The organism is Burkholderia sp. Ap-955, from assembly GCF_011753045.1.
Classification (GTDB): domain Bacteria; phylum Pseudomonadota; class Gammaproteobacteria; order Burkholderiales; family Burkholderiaceae; genus Burkholderia; species Burkholderia lata_D.
Genome location: NZ_VWWH01000007.1, coordinates 164,609 through 185,197, shown reverse-complemented (window position 1 = coordinate 185,197; position 20,589 = coordinate 164,609). Strand labels below are relative to the sequence as shown.

Sequence of the window (20,589 nt, the reverse complement as noted above, 5' to 3'; positions counted from 1 at the left end):
GCCTGCCGCTGCCGCGGCGCCCGCGGCCGACAATCAGCCGCCCAAGCCGATGATGCCGTGGGGCAGCCCGGTCCAGCAGCGCGCGCGCGGCCTGTCCGCCGTGCAGCAGGAGCATCTCGAGGCGCTGATCGTGCGCTACACGACGCGCACCCGGAAATCGAAGGACTCGGTGCAGGCGTCGCGCCCGGTGCTGGCCGACAGCCGCGCCACGGTCGGCTTCCGCTTTTCGACCAAGGAGATGCTGTATCCGATCGTCGGCGATCGCGCGGCCGGCTCGCGGCTGTGGGACATCGACGGCAACGAGTACATCGATTTCACGATGGGCTTCGGCGTGCATCTGTTCGGCCACACGCCGGATTTCATCCAGCACCAGGTCACCCGGGAATGGCAGCGCCCGCTCGAACTGGGCGCGCGCTCCAGCCTCGTCGGCGAAGTGGCCGCGCGCTTTGCCCGCGTGACCGGCCTCGATCGCGTGGCGTTCTCGAACACCGGCACCGAAGCCGTCATGACCGCGATGCGGCTCGCACGCGCCGTGACCGGGCGCGACAAGATCGTGATGTTTACGCATTCGTATCACGGCCATGCCGACGGCACGCTCGCCGCGGCGAACGCGGAAGGCGTGACGGAAACCATCGCCCCCGGCGTGCCGTTCGGCTCGGTCGAGAACATGATCCTGCTCGACTACGGCAGCGACGCCGCGCTCGACGCCATTCGCGGGATGGCGTCGACCCTCGCCGCCGTGATGGTGGAGCCGGTGCAGAGCCGCAACCCGTCCCTGCAGCCCGTCGCATTCCTCAAGGAACTGCGTCGCATCACCGAAGAGGCCGGCGTCGCACTGATCTTCGACGAAATGATCACCGGCTTCCGCGTCCATCCGGGCGGCTCGCAAGCGATGTTCGGCATCAAGGCCGATCTCGCGACGTACGGCAAGATCATCGGCGGCGGCCTGCCGCTGGGCGTGATCGCCGGCACCAGCCGCTTCATGGATGCCATCGACGGCGGCATGTGGACCTACGGCGACCACTCGTTCCCCGCCGCGGATCGCACCGCGTTCGGCGGCACCTTCTGCCAGTATCCGCTCGCGATGGCGGCCGCGCTGGCCGTGCTCGAGAAGATCGAACAGGAAGGCCCGGCGCTGCAGGCCGCGCTCAACGAACGCACCGCGCAGATCGCCGACACGTTGAATGCGTTCTTCGTGGAGGCCGAGGCGCCGATCAAGGTCACGTGGTTCGGCTCGATGTTCCGTTTCGAATTCACCGAGAACCTCGACCTGTTCTTCTATCACATGCTCGAAAAGGGCATCTACATCTGGGAATGGCGCACCTGCTTCCTGTCCACCGCGCATACGGACGAGGATATCGACCGCTTCATCCGCGCGGTGAAGGACAGCGTCGCCGACCTGCGTCGGGGCGGCTTCATCCGACCGCACTCGAAACACGGCACGGTGGCCGCGCTGAGCGAAGCGCAACGCCAGCTGTGGGTGTTGTCGGAAATCGATCCCGAAGGGTCGCTCGCCTACAACGTCAACACCACGCTCGAACTGAACGGCCGGCTCGACGAAGCCGCGATGCGCGCGGCCGTCCAGAGCCTGGTCGACCGGCACGAGGCGCTGCGCACCACGGTGATGGCGGACGGGTCGGGCCAGATCGTGCATCCGTCGCTGAAACTCGAGATTCCGCTGATCGACACGGACCCGGACGCATGGCGGGACCACGAAAGCCGCCAGCCGTTCGACCTGGTGAACGGCCCGCTCTTTCGGGCCGCGCTCGTGCGCCTGGGCAGCGAGCGTCACCTGCTGGTGATGACGGCCCATCACATCATCTGTGACGGCTCGACGTTCGGTGTCTTGCTCGAGGACCTGGCCCGCGCGTATGCCGGCGCGGCGCCGGCCGAGGCGCCGCTGCAGTTTCGCGCGTACCTGAAGCAGCTCGACGGCCAGCGCCACAGCCCGGAAACGAAGGCGAATCGCGAGTACTGGCTGGCGCAATGCGCGCGTCAGACCGCACCGCTGAATCTTCCGGTGGACTACCCGCGGCCCGCGGTGAAGACGTTTCACGGCGAGCGCGTATCCCTGCATCTGGACGCGGCGGCGGCCGCGACGCTGCGCACCGCGGCGCGCCAGAACGGCTGCACGCTCTACATGGTGCTGCTCGCGGGCTTCAATCTGTTCCTGCACCGCGTCGCCGGCCAGCAAGAGATCGTCACCGGCATCCCGGTGACCGGCCGCTCCGTGGCCGGCAGCGACCGCCTCGCCGGCTACTGCACGCATCTGCTGCCGCTGCGCTCCACGCTGCCGGAGCAGGCCACCGTGGCGAGCTTCCTGGCCGGCACCCGGCAGAACCTGCTCGACGCGCTCGAGCACCAGGATTATCCGTTCGCCGAGCTGGTCCGCGAAATCGGCGCACAGCGCGATCTCAACGCCGCGCCGCTGGTATCGGCGGTCTTCAACCTCGAACCCGTGTCGGCGCTGCCCGAACTGCCCGGCCTGACGGTCGGCCTCGTTGCGCCGCTGATCCGCCATACCGCGTTCGACCTGAACGTCAACGTGCTCGACGCGGGACAGGCGCTCCTGATCGATTGCGACTACAACACCGATCTGTTCGACGCGAGCACGGTGCAGCGTTTCCTCGACATCTACCGGACCCTGCTGGCGCGTCTCGCGGACGATGCGTCGGCTGCCGTTGCCACGCTGCCGTTGTCCAGCGATGCGGAGCGGAACCGGCTGACCGTCGAGTGGAACCGCACCGACACGGATTTCGGTGAAGCCGCCGCGCAACCGCTGCATCGCCTGTTCGAACAGCAGGTCGAGCGCACGCCGGACGCCGTCGCTGCCGTCTTCGATGATGCCGCGCTCACCTACGCCGAACTCAACCTGCGCGCCAACCGACTCGCCCACCACCTCATCGCGCTCGGCGTCGGCCCCGATGCGCTCGTCGGCGTCGCGATGGAGCGCTCCCTCGACATGAGCGTCGCATTGCTCGCGGTCCTCAAGGCCGGCGGTGCCTACGTCCCCGTCGACCCAGACTACCCCGCCGAGCGCGTGCGCTTCATGATCGACCACGCACAGTTGCGCTGGCTCCTCACCCAGCAGCATCTGCGCGACGCGCTGCCCGACACCGACGCACACGTGATCGTCGTCGATAGCGACTCGCTCGACCTCGACGCCGCGGCGACGTCCAACCCCGCGCCCGCGCTGAACGGCGACAACCTCGCCTACATGATCTACACGTCCGGCTCGACCGGTCGCCCCAAAGGCGCGCTCAACACCCATCGCGCGATCACCAACCGCATCCTCTGGATGCAGCACGCCTACGCGCTCGACGCCGACGACGCGGTGCTGCAGAAGACCCCGTTCAGCTTCGACGTCTCGGTCTGGGAACTCTTCTGGCCGCTCGTCACCGGTGCGCGCCTCGTGTTCGCCCGCCCCGGCGGCCAGCGCGAGACCGACTACCTGGTCGAACTCATCGAGCGCGAACGCATCACCACGCTCCATTTCGTGCCGTCGATGCTGCGCGCCTTTCTCGATCATCCGGACCTCGACGCGCACTGCGCGTCGCTGCGCCGCGTCGTGTGCAGCGGCGAGGCCCTGCCTCACGACCTGCAGCAGCGTTGCCTCGAGCGCCTGGACGTCAAACTCTACAACCTCTATGGCCCGACCGAGGCCGCCGTCGACGTGACCGCGTGGGAATGCGGGCGCGACGACCCGCACCGCATCGTCCCGATCGGCCGGCCGATCGCCAACACCCGCCTCTATATCGTCGACGCGCAGATGCAGCCCACGCCGGTCGGCGTGCCAGGAGAATTGCTGATCGGCGGCACGCCGGTCGGGCGCGGCTACCACGGCGAACCCGAGCTGAGCGCCGAGAAGTTCATCGCCGATCCGTTCTCCGCCGACCCGCTCACGCGCCTCTACCGCACCGGTGATCTCGCGCGCTACCGCCCCGACGGCAATATCGAGTTCCTCGGCCGCATCGATCACCAGATCAAGCTGCGCGGCCTGCGCATCGAACCCGGTGAAATCGAGGCGGCGCTGACTTCGCACCCGCTGGTCGACGCCGCCGTCGTGGCGCTGCGCGGCGTGGACGACGGCGCGAGACTGGTCGCATGGCTGTGCTCGTCGCACCCCGAAGCCGAACTGGTCGAAGCGGTGCGCGGCCACCTGCGGCAGCGGCTGCCGGAGTACATGGTGCCCTCCGCGTTCGTCGTCGTGGCGGCATTCGAGCATCTGCCCAACGGCAAGCTCGATCGCGCCGGGCTGCCCGAACCCGCCGACGGCCTGGACCACGTTGCACCCGTCAACGCGCTCGAAGCGCAGTTGACGGCCATCTGGCAGGAAGTACTCGGCAAGGCACGGATCAGCACGACCGCCAATTTCTTCGAGTTGGGCGGCAATTCGCTCCTGGCGACGAAGGTCGTCGCGCGTATCCGTCGCGACCTGCATGCGAAGCTGGAAATCCGCAGCCTGTTCGCACTCCCCACCATCTCGAGCCTCGCGAAGCGCATCGCCGATACGCAGCCGATCGACTACGCGCCGGTGACGCCGCTGCCGGCGCAGGCGAGCTACGCGCTCTCCCCGGCCCAGACGCGGCTGTGGGTCCAGGATCGTCTCCATGCGGCGCAAGCCGGCGGGCCGCTGCCCACGTCCCTGCTGTTCGAGGGCGTGCTGGACGTGGACGCGCTCGTCCGGGCGTTCCGCGCGTTGAGCGAGCGTCACGAGATCTTGCGCACGCGTTTCGTGCTGGAAGGCAACCAGCCGGTCCAGCAGGTGCTGCCGCCCGGCGAAGCCGCGTTCCCGGTCGAGGTCGTGGATCTGCAGGATGCCGAGGACCGCGATGCCCAGGCGATGTCGATCCAGGCGAGCGAACGGCTCGCGCCGATGGACCTCGCGACCGGGCCGCTGTTCCGCGTCAAGCTGCTCAGGCTCTCCGAAGTCCGTCACGTCTGCATCTGCACGATGCATCACATCGTGAGCGACGGCTGGTCCACGGAGGTATTGCTCGACGACCTGTCGGCGCTCTATGACGCATTCGTCCAGCGTCGCGACGATCCGCTGCCCGCCCTCCCGATCCAGTACAAGGATTACGCCGGCTGGCTGAACCGCCTGCTCGCCGGGCCGGACGGCGCGCGCATGAAGGACTACTGGCTGACGAAGCTGGGCGGCGGCCTGCGCGCGCTGGAACTGCCGGGCGACGTCGCGCAGCCGGCCGCGCCGAGCTGGAAATCCTGGCGATTCGACCTGCCCGCCGCCGAGACGACGGCGCTGGAATCGCTCGGCAAGCGCCACGGCGCGACCTTGTTCATCGCGCTGCTGTCCGCCATCAAGGCGCTGTTCTACCGCCGTTCCGGCCAGGAGGACATCGTCGTCGGCACGCCGGTCGCGGGCCGCGAGCTGCCCGAACTCGAGTCGCAGGTCGGCCCCTACCTGAACGTGCTGGCGCTGCGCGATCGGGTCGCGGGCGACGACCGGTTCGACACGCTGCTGACCCGCGTGCGGGACACCACCCTCGAAGCGTTCTCGCACCCGCTGTATCCGCTGGATCGCCTGCTCGACGAACTGCACGTCAAACGTGTGGCGGGACGCAATCCGCTCTTCGACATCGGCCTGACGCTGCAGAACCAGCGACACGGCCCCGTCGATCGCTACGCGGGACAAGTGCACATCGCCGAGCTGCCGGACCTTGACGCGCAGGGCGCGGACACGGAAGCCGCGACGGACTTCTGGTTCCTGGCCGAACCGGGCGCCGAAGGCCTCGCGATCCGCGTCGTCTATCACGCGGGGCGGTTCAGCGAAGCCCTGGTGCAAGGCCTCGCCGACGAACTGACGTCCGTCATCGGCGAAGTGCTTGCGAATCCGGGCGTTCGCATCCGGAACCTGACCCTGGGACAACGCGCCGAAGCCCGCCAGCCCACTGTCGAACTCAGCGCATTCTAAGGAGCCTTCGTTGACCATTTCGTCCAGCACGCAGGTTTACCTGCGACCAAACATCCAGTTCGAACCGCTGATCAACAGCTGGTACGCGTGGTATCACACGCTGCCGCCGTTGACCGCCGCCCTCAACGTGGCGGAGCGGTTCCTGCCGCTGCTGAAGTCCTATGCCGCATCGCCGATGATGCATGCGGCGGCCTGCAAGGATCCCGCGATGCGCGGCGGGCCGTTCCTCGACCTGGGCGGCCAGCGCGTCGACGAAATCCGCGCGCTGATCGAGCAGACCTCCCGGCGCGCGACCCGGCAACTGGAACTGGCGAAGGCCTACAAGGCATTCTCCACGCTGCTGCTGGAACAGGCCCGGGGGATGGCGTCGGACCCGCTCTACCCCGAGATTCCGGAGGTGTTGAAGGGCTATGTCGAGATCTACTACGACCTGAACCACAACCCGTCCTTCCGGGTGTTCGAAAGCCTGCTGTACGCGAGCCCGTTCTATGCGCGCGATGCGCAGAGCATCGCGCTGTCGGCGATCGAGGAGACCACGCCGCGGCCGTTCATCCTCAGCACGCCCCGGCTCAGCGACGCGCGCACGGTGTTCAGCAACATGGCCTTCGACGACCGCGCGCTCGACGCGCTGTTCCGCATGCGCGACACGCCCGGCAGCTACGCGAAGATCGTCGACCTGATGCGCGTGGAGGAGAAGGACGAGCCGCTGTTCCGCTCGTTCTTCACCGAGGAGGCGCCGGCGCCGAAACCGGATCGTTCGTTCGACGGCGACGACATCCGCATCCGCTACTACGGCCACGCGTGCGTGCTGATCCAGAGCCGGGGCGTGAGCATCCTGATCGATCCGGTGATCAGCTACGGCTACGACACCGCGCTGCCGCGCTATACGTTCGCCGACCTGCCGGACCAGATCGACTACGTGCTGATCACGCACAGCCATCACGATCACATCGTCCTCGAAACGCTGCTGCAGCTTCGCCACAAGGTCAAGACCGTGGTGGTCGGCAGGAATCTCGACGGCTTTCCGCAAGATCCGTCGATGGAACTGGCGTTGCGCAAGCTCGGCTTCGACGACGTGCTGGAAGTTCGGGATGCGCAGGAAATCAAGGTGCCCGGCGGCGCCATCACCGCCATTCCGTTCATGGGCGAACACAACGACCTGGCGATCCACAGCAAGCAGAGCTTCATGATCCGCTTCGGCTCGCGCTCGGTGCTGTGCATCGCCGATTCGTGCAACCTGGACCCGCGCCTCTACGAGCATGTCTTCCGCCTCGCCGGCAAGCCGGACACGCTGTTCGTCGGGATGGAAACCGAGGGCGCGCCGCCGTCATGGGTCTACGGCCCGCTGTTTCCGAAGGCGCTGCCGCGCGACATCGATCAATCGCGCCGGGCGCGGGGCTGCCAGTTCGGCGAGGCCGCCGCGCTGGTGGACGATTTCGCGTTCAACGCGGCGTATGTCTATGCGATGGGTCAGGAGCCGTGGCTGAACCACCTCCTCGACAACACCTTCGACGAAAACTCGCCCAGCCACATCCAGTCCACCCAGTTCGTCGCGCACTGCAAGGCCAAGGGCATCGCGTCCGAAATCCTGTACGCGACGAGGGAGATCGTGCTTTGTCAGAACTGAATCTCAACGCGCTCTCGACCAGCGGGCAATACCAGGAACACGTGGCGTTCTGGAACGACGCGCTCGGTCGCCTCGACGAAGACTTCCGCCTTCAGCAGGCGTGGCAGGCGTATGCGCTGCCGCTCGGCCCCGAGCCGACCCTGACGTTCGCGCTCGACGGCGACGCGGCGCCGGTGCTGGAGAAGCTCGCCGCCGGCAACGAGCTGGGCGCGTTCGTCGTCCTGCTGGCCGCGCTGTTCCGCGTGCTGGGGCGCTACAACGGCGCGGCCGGCCTGTTCGTGGCATCGCCGCGCCTGATCGTCGAACCCGCGAGCGGCTCCGCCGAGCCCGTCCCGCTGCTCGACGCCAGCGAGCCCGGCCCCACGGTTCGCGCGTACCTGAACCAGCTGCGCGACCGGGTGCAGCGCAGCTATTCGTACCAGGATTTCCCGATCGCCGCCTTCGCGCACAAGCTGCATGGCGAACGGCGCGCGACCAACGTCGGCGTGCGCTTCGACGGCCTTCACGAGGCCTGGACGTCGGTGGACTACGACTTGTCGATCGAGATCCGCCATCGCGAGTGCTACGAGATCGTGCTGACGGGCCGGCCGACGGTGTTCACGCTGCATTATCTGCAGCATCTCGCACGGCACCTGCGCAACGTCGTGGCCGGCTTCGGCGCACTGGATGCGCCGCTCGACACCGTCTCGCTGCTCGACGACGCAGAGCGCGCGCGCCTGCGTTCGCAGGCGGCGCCCGTCGCGGCACAGGGCACCTTCCTGGAACAGTTCGCGCAACGGGTCGCGGCCGCGCCGGACAGCGTCGCCGTGGTGACCGCCGACGCATCGCTGACCTATGCCGAACTCGACGACCAGGCGTCCCGGCTGGCGAGCTTCCTGCTCGCGGAATACGCGATCGAACGCGGCGACGTGGTGGGCGTGGTGGCCGACCGTTCCGAGCGCTGGATCGTCGGCATGCTCGGCGCCCTCAAGGCGGGCGCGGTGTATCTGCCGCTCGACCCGGAGTTTCCGCGGGAGCGGCTGCGCTTCATGATCGAGGATGCGAAGGTCAAGGCGCTGCTGACGCACTCGGAACACCTGCCGTTGCTCGCCGATTTCTGGGCGATCCCGATGTTCGCCCTCGACTTCCAGCTCGACACGCTGACACCCGCGTCGGCGTCGACGCAGGTCGAGGTCCGGCCGGACGATGCGGCGTACATCATCTACACGTCCGGCTCCACGGGCGTGCCCAAGGGCGTCGTGCTCGAACACGCAGGGCTCCTGAACATGGCGCAGTACCATGTGGACGCATTCGGTTTCGATGCCGCCGACCGCTTCGTCCAGTTCTACTCCCCGGGCTTCGACGGCTCGATCATGGAGATCTTCGTCACGCTGCTCGCGGGCGCGCGCCTGGTGCTGGCGAAGCCCGCCGTGATCCGGGACGTGCCGCGTTTCGTCGACTACATCGCGCAGCAGGGTGTCACCACCGTCAACGCGACGCCGGCCTATCTCGCCGCGCTCGACTGGCACGCGCTCGGCACCGTGACACGGGTCATCAGCGCGGGCGACAACGCCCGCGCGGCGGATCTGCGCGAACTGGCCCGGACCCGCACGTGCCACAACTCGTACGGCCCGACCGAGGCAACCGTGTGCATCGCGGACTACGTGGTCGACCCGGCCGTCACCTACGGGGCTCGTCTGCCGGTGGGCCGGCCGATCCACAATACGCACCTGTACCTGCTCGACGAGCACGGGGCGCCGGCCCCCGAGGGCTGCACGGGCGAGATCTGCGTGTCCGGCATCGCACTGGCGCGCGGCTATGTCGGCCGGGACGACCTGACGGCTGCCGCGTTCGTCGACCACCCGTTCGAGGCGGGCGCGCGCCTCTATCGCACCGGCGACCTCGGCGTCTGGCTGCCGGACGGCAACCTGGAAGTCACCGGGCGGCGCGACACGCAAGTGAAGATTCGCGGCTACCGGATTGAAATGGGCGAGATCGAGGCGGCGCTCCGGCAGCACACCGACGTCACCGATGCGATCGTGTTCGTGCGCGAGGACGCGCCGCAGCACAAGCAGCTGGTGGCCTGCGTCGCGACGGCGACGGCCAGCGTCGCCGGCCTGCGGGAACACCTGAAGGAACGTCTGCCCGAGTTCATGGTGCCGGCGTCGATCGTGACGCTCGACCGCCTGCCGCTGACGCCGAACGGCAAGCCCGACCGCAAGGCGCTCGCCGCGCTGGAACTGGCGCCCGTGCCGAGCGAAACCGCGTACGTCGCACCGGCCAATGACGTCGAGGCGCGCCTGGGCAGGATCTGGTCCGACGTGCTGGGCCGCGAGCCGATCGGCGTGCACGACAATTTCTTCGAACTGGGCGGCGACTCGATCCTGATCATCCAGGTGATGTCGCTGGCCCAGCAGGTCGGGCTCAAGTTCACCGCCGACCAGTTCTTCGCACACCCGACCATTGCCGAGCTCGCCCGGGTAGCGGTGGAGGCGCCGTCGATCCGGATCGCGCAGGAGCCGGTGATCGGCCCCGCCCCGCTGACGCCGATCCAGCACTGGTTCTTCGCGCAGGACGTGGCCGATCCGCACCATTACAACCAGTCGACGATGATCGAGGTGCCCGCTTCGCTGCGGCCGGACACGATCGAGCGCGCGCTGGCGGCCGTCGCGACGCATCACGACGCGCTGCGGCTGAGTTTCGAGCGCGTCGACGGCGCGTGGCAGCAATCGCATGCGGCGCCGCCGCTGGACATCCCGCTCGGCGTCACGTCGCTGGCGGACGCGGCGCCTGCCGCACGGCAGGCCGCGATGCTCGCGACCGCCACCGCCATGCAGGAGAGCTTCACGCTGTCGGCGGCGCCGCTGCTGCGCGCGCACCTGTTCCAGTTCGGTCCCGACGCGCCGCAGCGCCTGCTCGTGGTCGCGCATCACCTGGTGATCGACGGCGTCTCGTGGCGCATCCTGTTCGAAGACCTGTACACCGCGTGCCGCCAGCTCGAAGCAGGCCACGCGGTGCAGCTCCCGGCCAGGACGACGGCCTGGCGCGACTGGTCGACGCGTCTGTCCGAACTCGGCGCGACCGCGCTCGATGGACTGGGGCTGGACTACTGGCTCGAGGGGAACGCCGGCGAGCCGGCGTGCTTCGACGACATGCCGGTCGGCACCCGCGCCCAAGCCGGCTCGACGCTCGTCGAGTTCGACGCCCAGCAGACGCTCGCGCTGTTGCAGGACGTGCCGCGTGCGTTCAACACGCAGATCAACGAAGTCCTGCTGACGGCCCTGCTGCTCGCATTCGGCGACTGGACCGGCAACGCGTCGCTGGTCGTCGATCTCGAAGGCCACGGCCGCGAGGACCTCTTCGACGGCGTCGATACGTCGCGCACGATCGGCTGGTTCACCGCCCACTATCCGGTGTTCCTGAGCGCCGGCGACGCCACCGTGGCGGTCGACGCGCTGCGCCACGTCAAGGAGCAACTGCGCGCGGTACCGATGCGCGGGCTCGGCTACGGCATCGCCCGCTACCTCGGCCGCGACGCCGGCATCACGGCCGCGCTGGAACGGCAGCCGCCGGCGCCGGTGCGCTTCAACTATCTCGGCCAGGTCGATCGCGTGCTGGCCGACGACACGGGCTGGAAGCCGGTGCTCGACTTCCAGAGTCCCGAGCACAGCCCGCGCGCGCGTCGCGGCCATCTGTTCGAGATCGACGGGATGGTGTTCGACGGCCGTCTGCGCCTGACGTGGCATTACAACCGCGAGGCCTGCGCACCCGACGTCATCGAACAGCTGACGCAGTGCTACCGCAGCCGTCTGCTGTCGATCGTCGCGGCCAGCGGCGACGGCCCGCGCGCGCTGAGCCCGTCGGATTTTCCGGCCGCGCGCATCAGCCAGGAAGCGCTGGACGCCCTCGTCTCAAGGATCAAATCGTGACATCCCCGACCATTGCCGATATCTACGAGCTTTCCCCGATGCAGGAGGGGATGCTCTTTCATGCCGTGCACGAGCCCGGCTCGAGAAGCAGCTTCAACCAGCTCAGTTGCCGGATCACCGGCACCCTCGATCCCGCGCTGTTTCATGCCGCATGGCAGCAGCTCATCGATCGGCATCCGGTGATGCGCACGTCGTTCCATTGGGAGGAATTCGACAAGCCCATGCAGGTCGTGCACGCGCACGCCACGCTGCCGTGGGTGCAGGACGACTGGCTCGACCTGCCGGAACACGAACAGCGCACACGCTGGCGCGCGCATCTCGAACACGACCTGGCCGAGGGCTTCGCGCTCGATCGCGCGCCGCTCGTGCGCTGTCGCCTGGTGCGCGTCGCCGCCGACGCCTACCTGTTCAGCTGGAGCCACCATCACATCCTGGCCGACGGCTGGTGCCTGTCGCTCGTCATCGAGGAGATCTTCCAGGTGTATGGCGCGCTCGCGCGCGGCGTGCCGCCGGCGCTCCCGCCGGTGCGCCCCTATCGCGACTACATCCAGTGGCTGCAGCAGCACGAGCCGCAAGCCGCGCAGCAATACTGGACGCGCTATCTCGAAGGGTTCCGCTCGCCGACCCCGCTGCCCACGGCCGCGCGCGCGGACGCGGGCGAGCGCTTCGGCCAGGGCCTCGCGCAAGTGCAGGCCGACCTGTCGGCCGACCTGAGCGCGCGCCTGCGGCAATTCGCGGCCCGCCATCACGTCACCCTCAATACCCTCGCGCAAGCGGCCTGGGCGCTCGTGCTGTCGCGTTACAGCGGGGAAACCGACGTGGTGTTCGGCGCGGTCGTGTCCGGCCGGGGCGCCAATCTGCCGGGGATCGAAACCATGCTCGGCCTGTTCATCAATACGGTGCCGGTGCGGGTGCGGGTCGACCCGAGGCAGCCGCTGGTGCCGTGGCTGAAGATGATCCAGGCGCGCGTGGCCGCCCGCGCGCCGTTCGAGCACACCCCGTTGCCGGACATTCAGCGCTGCAGCGAAGTGCCGCCGACGGCGCCGCTGTTCGAGAGCAACATCACGTTCATGAATTACCCGCTCGACGCGTCACTCACGCATGGCGCGCACGGGCTGGCGGTCGACGAGGTGCAGCTCTACAACCGCGCCGACATTCCGCTCGAATTCGTGGTGACGGCGCGCGACGACTGGAAGATGGAACTGTCGTTCGACCCGCGGCGCTTCGATGAAGACACGATGCAGCGGATGCTGGGCCACGTGGCCGCGACGCTCGACGCGTTCGCGGCCGATCCGAACCGGCTGCTCGGCCGCGTGCCGATCTTGCCCGAGGCCGAACGCCGGCAGTTGCTGGAGACCTTCAACGACACCGCCGTGCCGTTCGACGCCGCGCATACCGTGGTGCATCGCCTGGAGCAGGCCGCCGCGAACCACCCCGAGCGGCCCGCGGTCGAGTACCGGGATGACGTCCTGAGCGCGGGCGAGCTGAACGCGCGCGCCAACCGCATCGCGCACCGCCTGCTGGCCGCCGCCGAGCTCGGGCCGGACGCGCTGGTCGCGATCTGCATGCACCGGTCGGCGCGCCTGATGGAGGCGATCCTGGCCGTCTGGAAGTGCGGCGCCGCCTATATTCCGATCGACCCCGACTATCCGGTGGCCCGCATCCGCACCATCCTCGAGGATTCCGGCGCCGCCCTCGTGATCACCTGCGACGACCTCCTGCCCCCGGAGCTGGCCGGGATCGCGCCGGTCGTGTCGCTCGACGCCGCCACCGACGTCGTCGACGACACCAATCCCGGCCGCCCCGTATCGCCCGACAGCCTCGCCTACGTGATCTACACGTCCGGCTCCACCGGCAAGCCCAAAGGGGCGATGGTCGAGCACGCAGGCATGCTGAATCACATGCTCGCCGAGATCGACGAGTTCTCGATCTCCGCGTCGTCGGTGATCGCGCAAACCGCGCCGCATTGCTTCGATATTTCGGTCTGGCAATTTTTCACGGCGCCGCTCGTCGGCGGCAAGACCGTGATCGTCGACGACGAATGCATTCGCGATCCCGCGCGTTTCGTCGCGTACCTGGACACCACCCGGATCAGCATCCTCGAACTGGTGCCGTCCTATCTATCCGCCGTGCTCGATCGCGCGTCGGAACGGCCGGCGCTGATGCGGCACCTGCGGCACCTGCTCGTCACCGGCGAGATGGTCAGCCCGGCCCTGGTGAAACAGTGGTTCGACGTGTTCCCTGGCATCGCGCTGGTGAACGCGTACGGCCCGGCCGAAGCGTCCGACGACGTCGCGCAGCACCGCATGACGTGCGCGCCGAGCACGCCTTACGTACCGGTCGGCAAGCCGATCCGCAACGTGCACCTCTACGTCGTCGACCCGCAGATGAACCTGTGCCCGATCGGGATTCCCGGCGAGCTGTGCGTGTCCGGCGTCGCCGTCGGCCGCGGCTATCTGAACAACGAGGCCGCCACGCGGGAGGCGTTCGTCGAGGATCCGTTCCATCCGGAGCGCGGTGTCCGCCTGTACCGCACCCGCGACATCGGCTGCTACCTGCCCGATGGAACGATCGTGCTCCACGGCCGCAAGGACCACCAGCTGAAGATCCGCGGCTACCGCATCGAGCTCGGGGAGATCGACAACGCGCTGGCCGCCATTCCGGAAATCCGCCAGGCGGCCGCGCTCGACTATCGCGACGAGGCCGGCCGCGCCGCGCTGTGTGCGTATGTCGCGTTCCGCGACGGCGCGTCGCTGAGCGACGCCCGGATCGCCGCCGCGTTGTCCGCCACGCTGCCGGACTACATGGTGCCCGGCATCTACGTGGTGCTCGACGCGCTGCCGCTGAGCGGCAACGGCAAGATCGACCGCAAGGCGCTGCCGCCGCTGGACCGCGCGCGACTCGCGGCCACCGCACACGCGCCGACGCCGCCCCGCACGCCCACCGAGACGCTGCTGTGCCGCATCTGGGGCGAAGCGCTGGGCATTCCTGCGCCCGGCATCCACGACAACCTCTTCGCGCTGGGCGGCGATTCGATCCTGAGCATGCGCATCGTGTCGCTGGCCGCGAAGGCGGGCCTGAAGATCACCACCCGGCTCATCTTCCAGCATCCGACGGTGGCCGAGCTCGCCGCCGTGGCGACGCGCGGCACGGTCGGCGCGGCGGAGTTCGTCGCGTCGTCCGGCCCGCTGCCGCTGACGCCCATCCAGAAGCGTTTCTTCGCGCAGCGCAAGGTCGACCCGGACCAGTACAACCAGGCGGTCCTGCTCGACGTGCCGGCGGATGTCGATCCGGTCCTGCTGCGCCAGGCGCTGCGGCACGCGGCCAAATGGCATGACGCGCTGCGGCTGCGCTTTCGCGCAGGCGAGTCCGGCTGGAGCCAGGAAGTCGTCGACGATCCGGAGGTCCCCGTGGTCGTGTCCGACATTGCGCGCGATCAGCTGGCGCAGCACGTCGCGCAAGCGCATGCAAGCCTGAATCTCGCGGACGGCCCCGTCGTGCGCGCGGACCTGTTCCGCGTCGACGCAGGCCGTTCGCTCCGCCTGCTGCTGGTCGCCCATCATCTGGTGGTCGACGGCGTGTCGTGGGGTGCGCTGCTCGAAACCGTGTACGACGCCTATACCCGCCTGCGCAACGGCAAGGCGCCCGAATTCGCGGGCGGCAGCGCCACCTGGACCGCCTGGACCCGGGCGATCTCGACCTGGGCCGGCTCCGGCGCCGCCGACGCCGACCTCGCCCATTGGCAGGCCCTCGCGCGTGCCACCCTGCCCGGCCTGCCGCTCGATCGCGATGCGTCCGCCGACGCCAATACCGTGTCGTCCGCCGAAACGATCGTGGTCGAGCTGGGCGAAGCCGCGACGACGGCGTTGCTGGGCGCCGCGCCCCGCGCCTACGACGCGCAGATCAACGACGTGCTGCTTGCCGCGCTCGCGCGTGCCGTCAGCGACTGGAGCGGATACGCCGACGTCCTGCTGGATCTCGAAGCGCACGGGCGCGAGGAACTGATCGACGACCTCGACATCTCGCGCACGGTGGGCTGGTTCACGTCGGTTTTCCCGGTCGTGCTGACGGTCGATGCCGGTTCGCACGATCCGGCCGGCCTGGTCGCATCGGTCAGGACGCGACTGCGCGCGGTGCCGAACGCGGGCATCACCTACGGCCTGCTTCAAGACCGGCTCGACGGCCCGCTTCCGCGGCCGCGACTGCAGTTCAACTACCTGGGGCAGACCGACCAGCTGTTCACCGCCGCACGCGACTGGAAACAGGCCGCGGAGCCGAGCGGTGACGGCCGCCATGCGAACCAGCTGCGCGAGCACCTGCTCGACATCAACGCGTACGTGACCGGCAACCGCCTGCACGTTGCGTGGGAATTCAGCCGGGCCTGCCACGACGCGGACACCATCCTGCGCGTCGCGCAAGCGTACATCGCGGCGCTCGAATCCCTGGTCGCCTGCCATGCCGTCCAGTCCGCATCGACCGTGCCCGCGACTGGCTTGCCGCAGGCGCCGGCGTCGGTGATGCCGGACGAGATCGCCGACGTCTACCCGCTGACGCCGACCCAGCAGGGCATGCTGTTCCACAGCCTGTACGAACCCGCGTCGGATGCGTACTTCAGCAGCCTGAATTTCGGTATCGACGGGGCGCTCGACGTCGAACGGTTCCGCCGCGCGTGGGAGACCGTGGCGCACCGGCACGACATCCTGCGAACCGCGTTTCACTGGGAAGACATCGAAAGCCCTGTGCAGGTCGTGCATCGCCGTATCGACTTGCCGTGGCACGACGAGGATCTGCGCGCGGCGTCCGCCGTGGAGGCCGAACAGCGCTGGGAAGCCTACGTGGCGCAAGACCGGGCGCGCGGCTTCGACTTTACCCGCGCGCCGCTGATGCGGCTCGCGCTGTTCCGCGTGGGCGAGCACGCATGGCGCTTCCATTGGAGCCATCACCACATCCTGCTCGACGGGTGGAGCTCCGCCCGGCTCCTGAGCGAAGTGGCCGCCGCCTATCAGGCGCCGCCGGCCGAAGGCGCGCCGCAGCGGGACGCGCCGCCCGCCTTCGCCGATTACGTGCGCTGGCTGGCACGCCAGGACGCCGCCGCCGCGGAACGTTTCTGGAAGACGAAGCTGGCCGATTTCCCGGCGACGACGCCGCTCGTGCTGGGCCGCCCCGAACTCGACGGCACGGCCGCGCCGGGCGCCTACGTGGAAGAGGCGCTGCTGCTCTCCGAGCGCGACACGCAACGGCTCGTCGCGTTCGCGCAAACCAGCCGCCTCACCCTGAATACGCTCGCGCAGGGCGCGTGGGCGCAGTTGCTGAGCCGCTACAGCGGCGAATCGGACGTCGTGTTCGGCACGATCGTTTCCGGTCGCCCCGCGTCGCTGCCGGCGTCGGACGAAATGGTCGGGCTGTTCATCAACACGCTGCCGGTGCGGGTGCGCATCGACGCGCGCCCGACGTCCGCGTGGCTGGCGCAACTGCAGATGGATCTCGCGCAGCAGGAGGACTATGCGCACTATCCGCTGGCCGACATCCAGAAATTCGCCGGCCTGCCGCCCGGCGTGCCGCTCTTCGAAAGCCTGCTCATCTTCCAGAACTATCCGGTGGAAGAAGCGCTGGCCGATGCGCTGCCCGGCCTGCGGATCGGCGCATTCCAGGTGTCCGATCCGAACAATTACCCGCTGACGCTGGTCGTGACGCCGGGCAAGCGCCTGTCGCTGCAGGTGCTGTACGACGACGGCCGGTTCGATCGCGACACGATCGTCCGCCTGCTGCGCCATGTCGAGACCCTGCTCACCGGCCTGGCCGGCGCGGAAGATCGCCCGAACCGCGATGTGCCGCTTCTCACCGCCGCCGAGCGGGAAGCCCTCCTGCTCGGCTGGAACGACACGTTCGCGCCGGTTCCGTCCGACCGGACGCTGCCCGAACTGATCGAGGCCGTCGCCGCCGCGCACCCGGAGCGCATCGCGGTGCGCTGCGGCACGGAGGTTCGCACCTATCGGGACCTCGTCGAAGGCGCCAACCGGATCGCCACGCATCTTCTGCAAACGGCGCCGCTGCAGCCGGACGACCGGGTCGCCGTCTGGATGCCGCGCTCGCCGCTGATGCTGGAAACGATCCTGGCCATCTGGAAGTGCGGCGCGGCGTACGTTCCGGTCGATCCGGCCTATCCGGCCCAGCGGGTCGAGACCCTCCTGACGCTGGCCCGGCCGGCCGTCATCGTCGGCACCGACTGCCAGCCGCCGCTGGCGCTGGCGTCGATCCCGTTGATCGACCCCGCTCGCTTGCCCTACCATCAGGATGCCGAAGCGCCGACGCCGCGCTGCCGGCCCGCGGACCTCGCCTACGTGATCTTCACGTCGGGTTCGACCGGCCAGCCGAAGGGCGCGATGGTCGAACATCGCGGCATGCTCAATCACGTGCTCGCGATGGCGCGCAGGGTCGGGCTCGGCGCGCGGAGCGCGGTCGCCCAGACCGCTTCGCACTGCTCCGATATTTCGGTCTGGCAGTGCTTCGCGGCGCTGGCGTCGGGCGGCACGACGGTGATCTATCCCGATGCCGTGATCCTCGAGCCCGCGCGCCTGATCGACAGCCTGCACCGCGACCGCGTCACGGCGATGCAATTCGTGCCGTCCTATCTGGCGACCTTTCTCGGCGAACTGGAACGGCACGCGGCACCGGCGTTCCCGCACCTCGACACGCTGCTGACGATCGGCGAAACGCTGCAGCCCGCCACCGCGCAAGCCTGGTTCCGCCTGAATCCGGCGGTCCGGCTCATCAACGCCTACGGGCCGACCGAAGCGTCGGACTCCGTCGCGCATTACAGCCTGACGCGCGCGCCGGATCTGCCGGCGATTCCGATCGGCCGGCCGATCGAGAACCTGCGCCTCTACGTCGTGGATGCCGACATGAATCCGTGCCCGGCCGGCGTCAAGGGCGAGATCTGCATCGGGGGCGTCGGCGTCGGGCGCGGCTACCTGTTCGACGAAGCCCGCACGCGGGCGGTGTTCCGCGACGATCCGTTCAGTCCGGAACCGGGCGCGCGCCTGTATCGCACCGGCGATATCGGCTGCTTCGACGCGGACGGCACGCTCCACTTCTTCGGCCGCCGCGACTTCCAGGTCAAGATCCGTGGCTATCGCATCGAGCTCGGGGAAATCGAAGCCGCGCTGACCGGCCTCGCCGGCATGTCCAATGCCGTCGTGGTCGCCCGCGAGATGCCGGATTCGGACAAGACCCTGTGCGCCTACGCGTCGGGAACCGGCTGGACGCCCCAGCGCGTGCGCGACGCGCTGCGCGACACGCTGCCGGCGCATATGGTGCCCGACACCGTGATGCTGCTGCCGGCGCTCCCCGTCATGCCGAACGGCAAGATCAACCGCGCCGCGCTGCCGCTCCCGGATGCCGCGTCCGTGCCCGACGGCATGCCGGCCGACCCGCAGACGCCGGTCGAAGCGGCGCTGCTGCGCCTCTTCGCCGAGGTGCTCGGCCGCCGGCCGAACGGCGTCGACGACGATTTCTTCGAGCAGGGCGGCCAAAGCCTCAAGGCGATCCAGATGGTCAGCCGGATCCGGCGCGAACTGAAACTGGACGTCACGGTCGCCGACATCTTCCATGCGCCGACGCCGCGCGCGCTCGCGCGGAAGCTGGCTGCCATGCCCTCCAACGCCGCCGCCACCGACGACGCGATCATCCCGGCGCTGGCCGCGCAACCGTCCTACGCGGTGTCCCGCGCACAGAAGCGGATCTGGCTCGCCAGCCGCGGTGCGGATTCGTCCACGTACAACATGGCGGGCGCGCTGCAGCTGGACGGCGCCGTCGACACGGCGCGCCTCGTCCGTGCGTTCGACATGCTGGTCGATCGCCACGAGAGCCTGCGCACCGTGTTTGCGATGATCGAAGGCGACTTGCGGCAACGCATCCTCTCTCGCGAAGCCTCCGGTTTCCGGGTCGAACAGCGGGATCTCGCGGACGATGCCGGGCCGCAAGCGATCGACGCGCTGATTCGCGCGGAAAGCGAGCAGCCGTTCGATCTCGCGTCGGGACCGCTCTTTCGCGTCAAGCTGGTGCGGCTCTCGCCGGTGAAGCACCTGCTGCTGCTGAACATGCACCACGTGATCTCGGATGCGTGGTCGATCCGCGTACTGACCGACGACCTGCATGCGCTGTATGCGGGACACGACCTGCCGCCGCTGTCGATCCAGTATCGCGACTACGCCGCGTGGCACAACGCAAGCCTCGCCGGTCCGCGTGCCGCCGCGCATCGCGCGTACTGGCTCGCGCAACTGGCGCCGCCGCTGCCCCGCCTGCAACTGGCATCCGACTTCCCGCGTCCCGAGCGGCTCGGTCACGCCGGGCAGACACTCGAAGTCGAACTGCCGGCGCCGCAGGCGGCGGAACTCGCGACGCTGGCCCGCGCGCACCATACGTCGCTCTACGCGGTGCTCCTGGCGTCGTTCTGCGTGCTGATGCACCGCTATACGGGGCGTGAGGACATCGTCATCGGCAGCGTGTCGGCCGGGCGCGACAGCGAGCAGCTCGAATCGCAGGTCGGCGTGTACCTGAACACCGTCGTGCTGCGCGTGCCGGTGCGGCAATCCGCGACCGTCGCTGAGGTGATCGACGGTGTGGCGAAAGCCTCCACGCAAGCGCTGGAGCATGCGTCCTATCCGTTCGACGTGTTGCTGGAAGACCTGAAGATTCGCACCCCGGCGAGCCATTTCCCGATCTTCGACATTCAGGTGAACCACGTTTCGATGCCGGCGCCGCAGCCCGGTCTTCGCATCACGGACATCTCACCGGCGGACACGACGGCCAAGTTCGACCTGTCCTTCCAGGTCGTGGAAAGCGAAGGCCGGCACCTGATCCAGTTCATCTACAACACCCACCTGTTCCGCCCGTCGACCATCGCCGCGATGCGCGATCGACTGCTCGCGATCCACGACGTCTTCCGTCGCGATCCGGCCACGCCGGTCGATCGCATCCCGCTCTCCGGCGATGCGCCCGCCGCCGCCCCGCGGGTCCGCGTCGGCCTGCGCCTGAAGCGCGCGCCCGAGGTCACGGCCGACGACGCGCTCGAGGAGAAGACGTGATGCGGGCCGGCCGGGGTTCGAGCGGCGCGCGCCGTG

At 68.8% G+C, this 20,589-nt stretch carries 4 protein-coding genes; all 4 read left to right on the top strand.

Annotated features, from left to right (window positions below):
* On the top strand, positions 1–5,932 hold a 5,932-nt coding region (locus F3J15_RS06900; RefSeq protein ID WP_166889084.1), incomplete at its 5' end, for a non-ribosomal peptide synthetase.
* A gap of 10 nt (positions 5,933–5,942) precedes the next feature.
* A complete protein-coding gene (locus tag F3J15_RS06895) occupies positions 5,943–7,559 on the top strand; it encodes an MBL fold metallo-hydrolase (RefSeq protein WP_166889081.1) in 1,617 nt (538 codons plus the stop codon).
* Positions 7,547–11,467 (top strand): non-ribosomal peptide synthetase, encoded by a 3,921-nt coding sequence (locus tag F3J15_RS06890; RefSeq protein ID WP_166889077.1) that lies wholly within the window; start codon positions 7,547–7,549, stop codon positions 11,465–11,467. The genes F3J15_RS06895 and F3J15_RS06890 overlap by 13 nt, the downstream gene beginning before the upstream one ends.
* A complete protein-coding gene (locus F3J15_RS06885; RefSeq protein WP_166889073.1) occupies positions 11,464–20,553 on the top strand; it encodes a non-ribosomal peptide synthetase in 9,090 nt (3,029 codons plus the stop codon). Before F3J15_RS06890 ends, F3J15_RS06885 begins: the two co-directional genes overlap by 4 nt.
* Positions 20,554–20,589 lie beyond the last annotated feature (36 nt).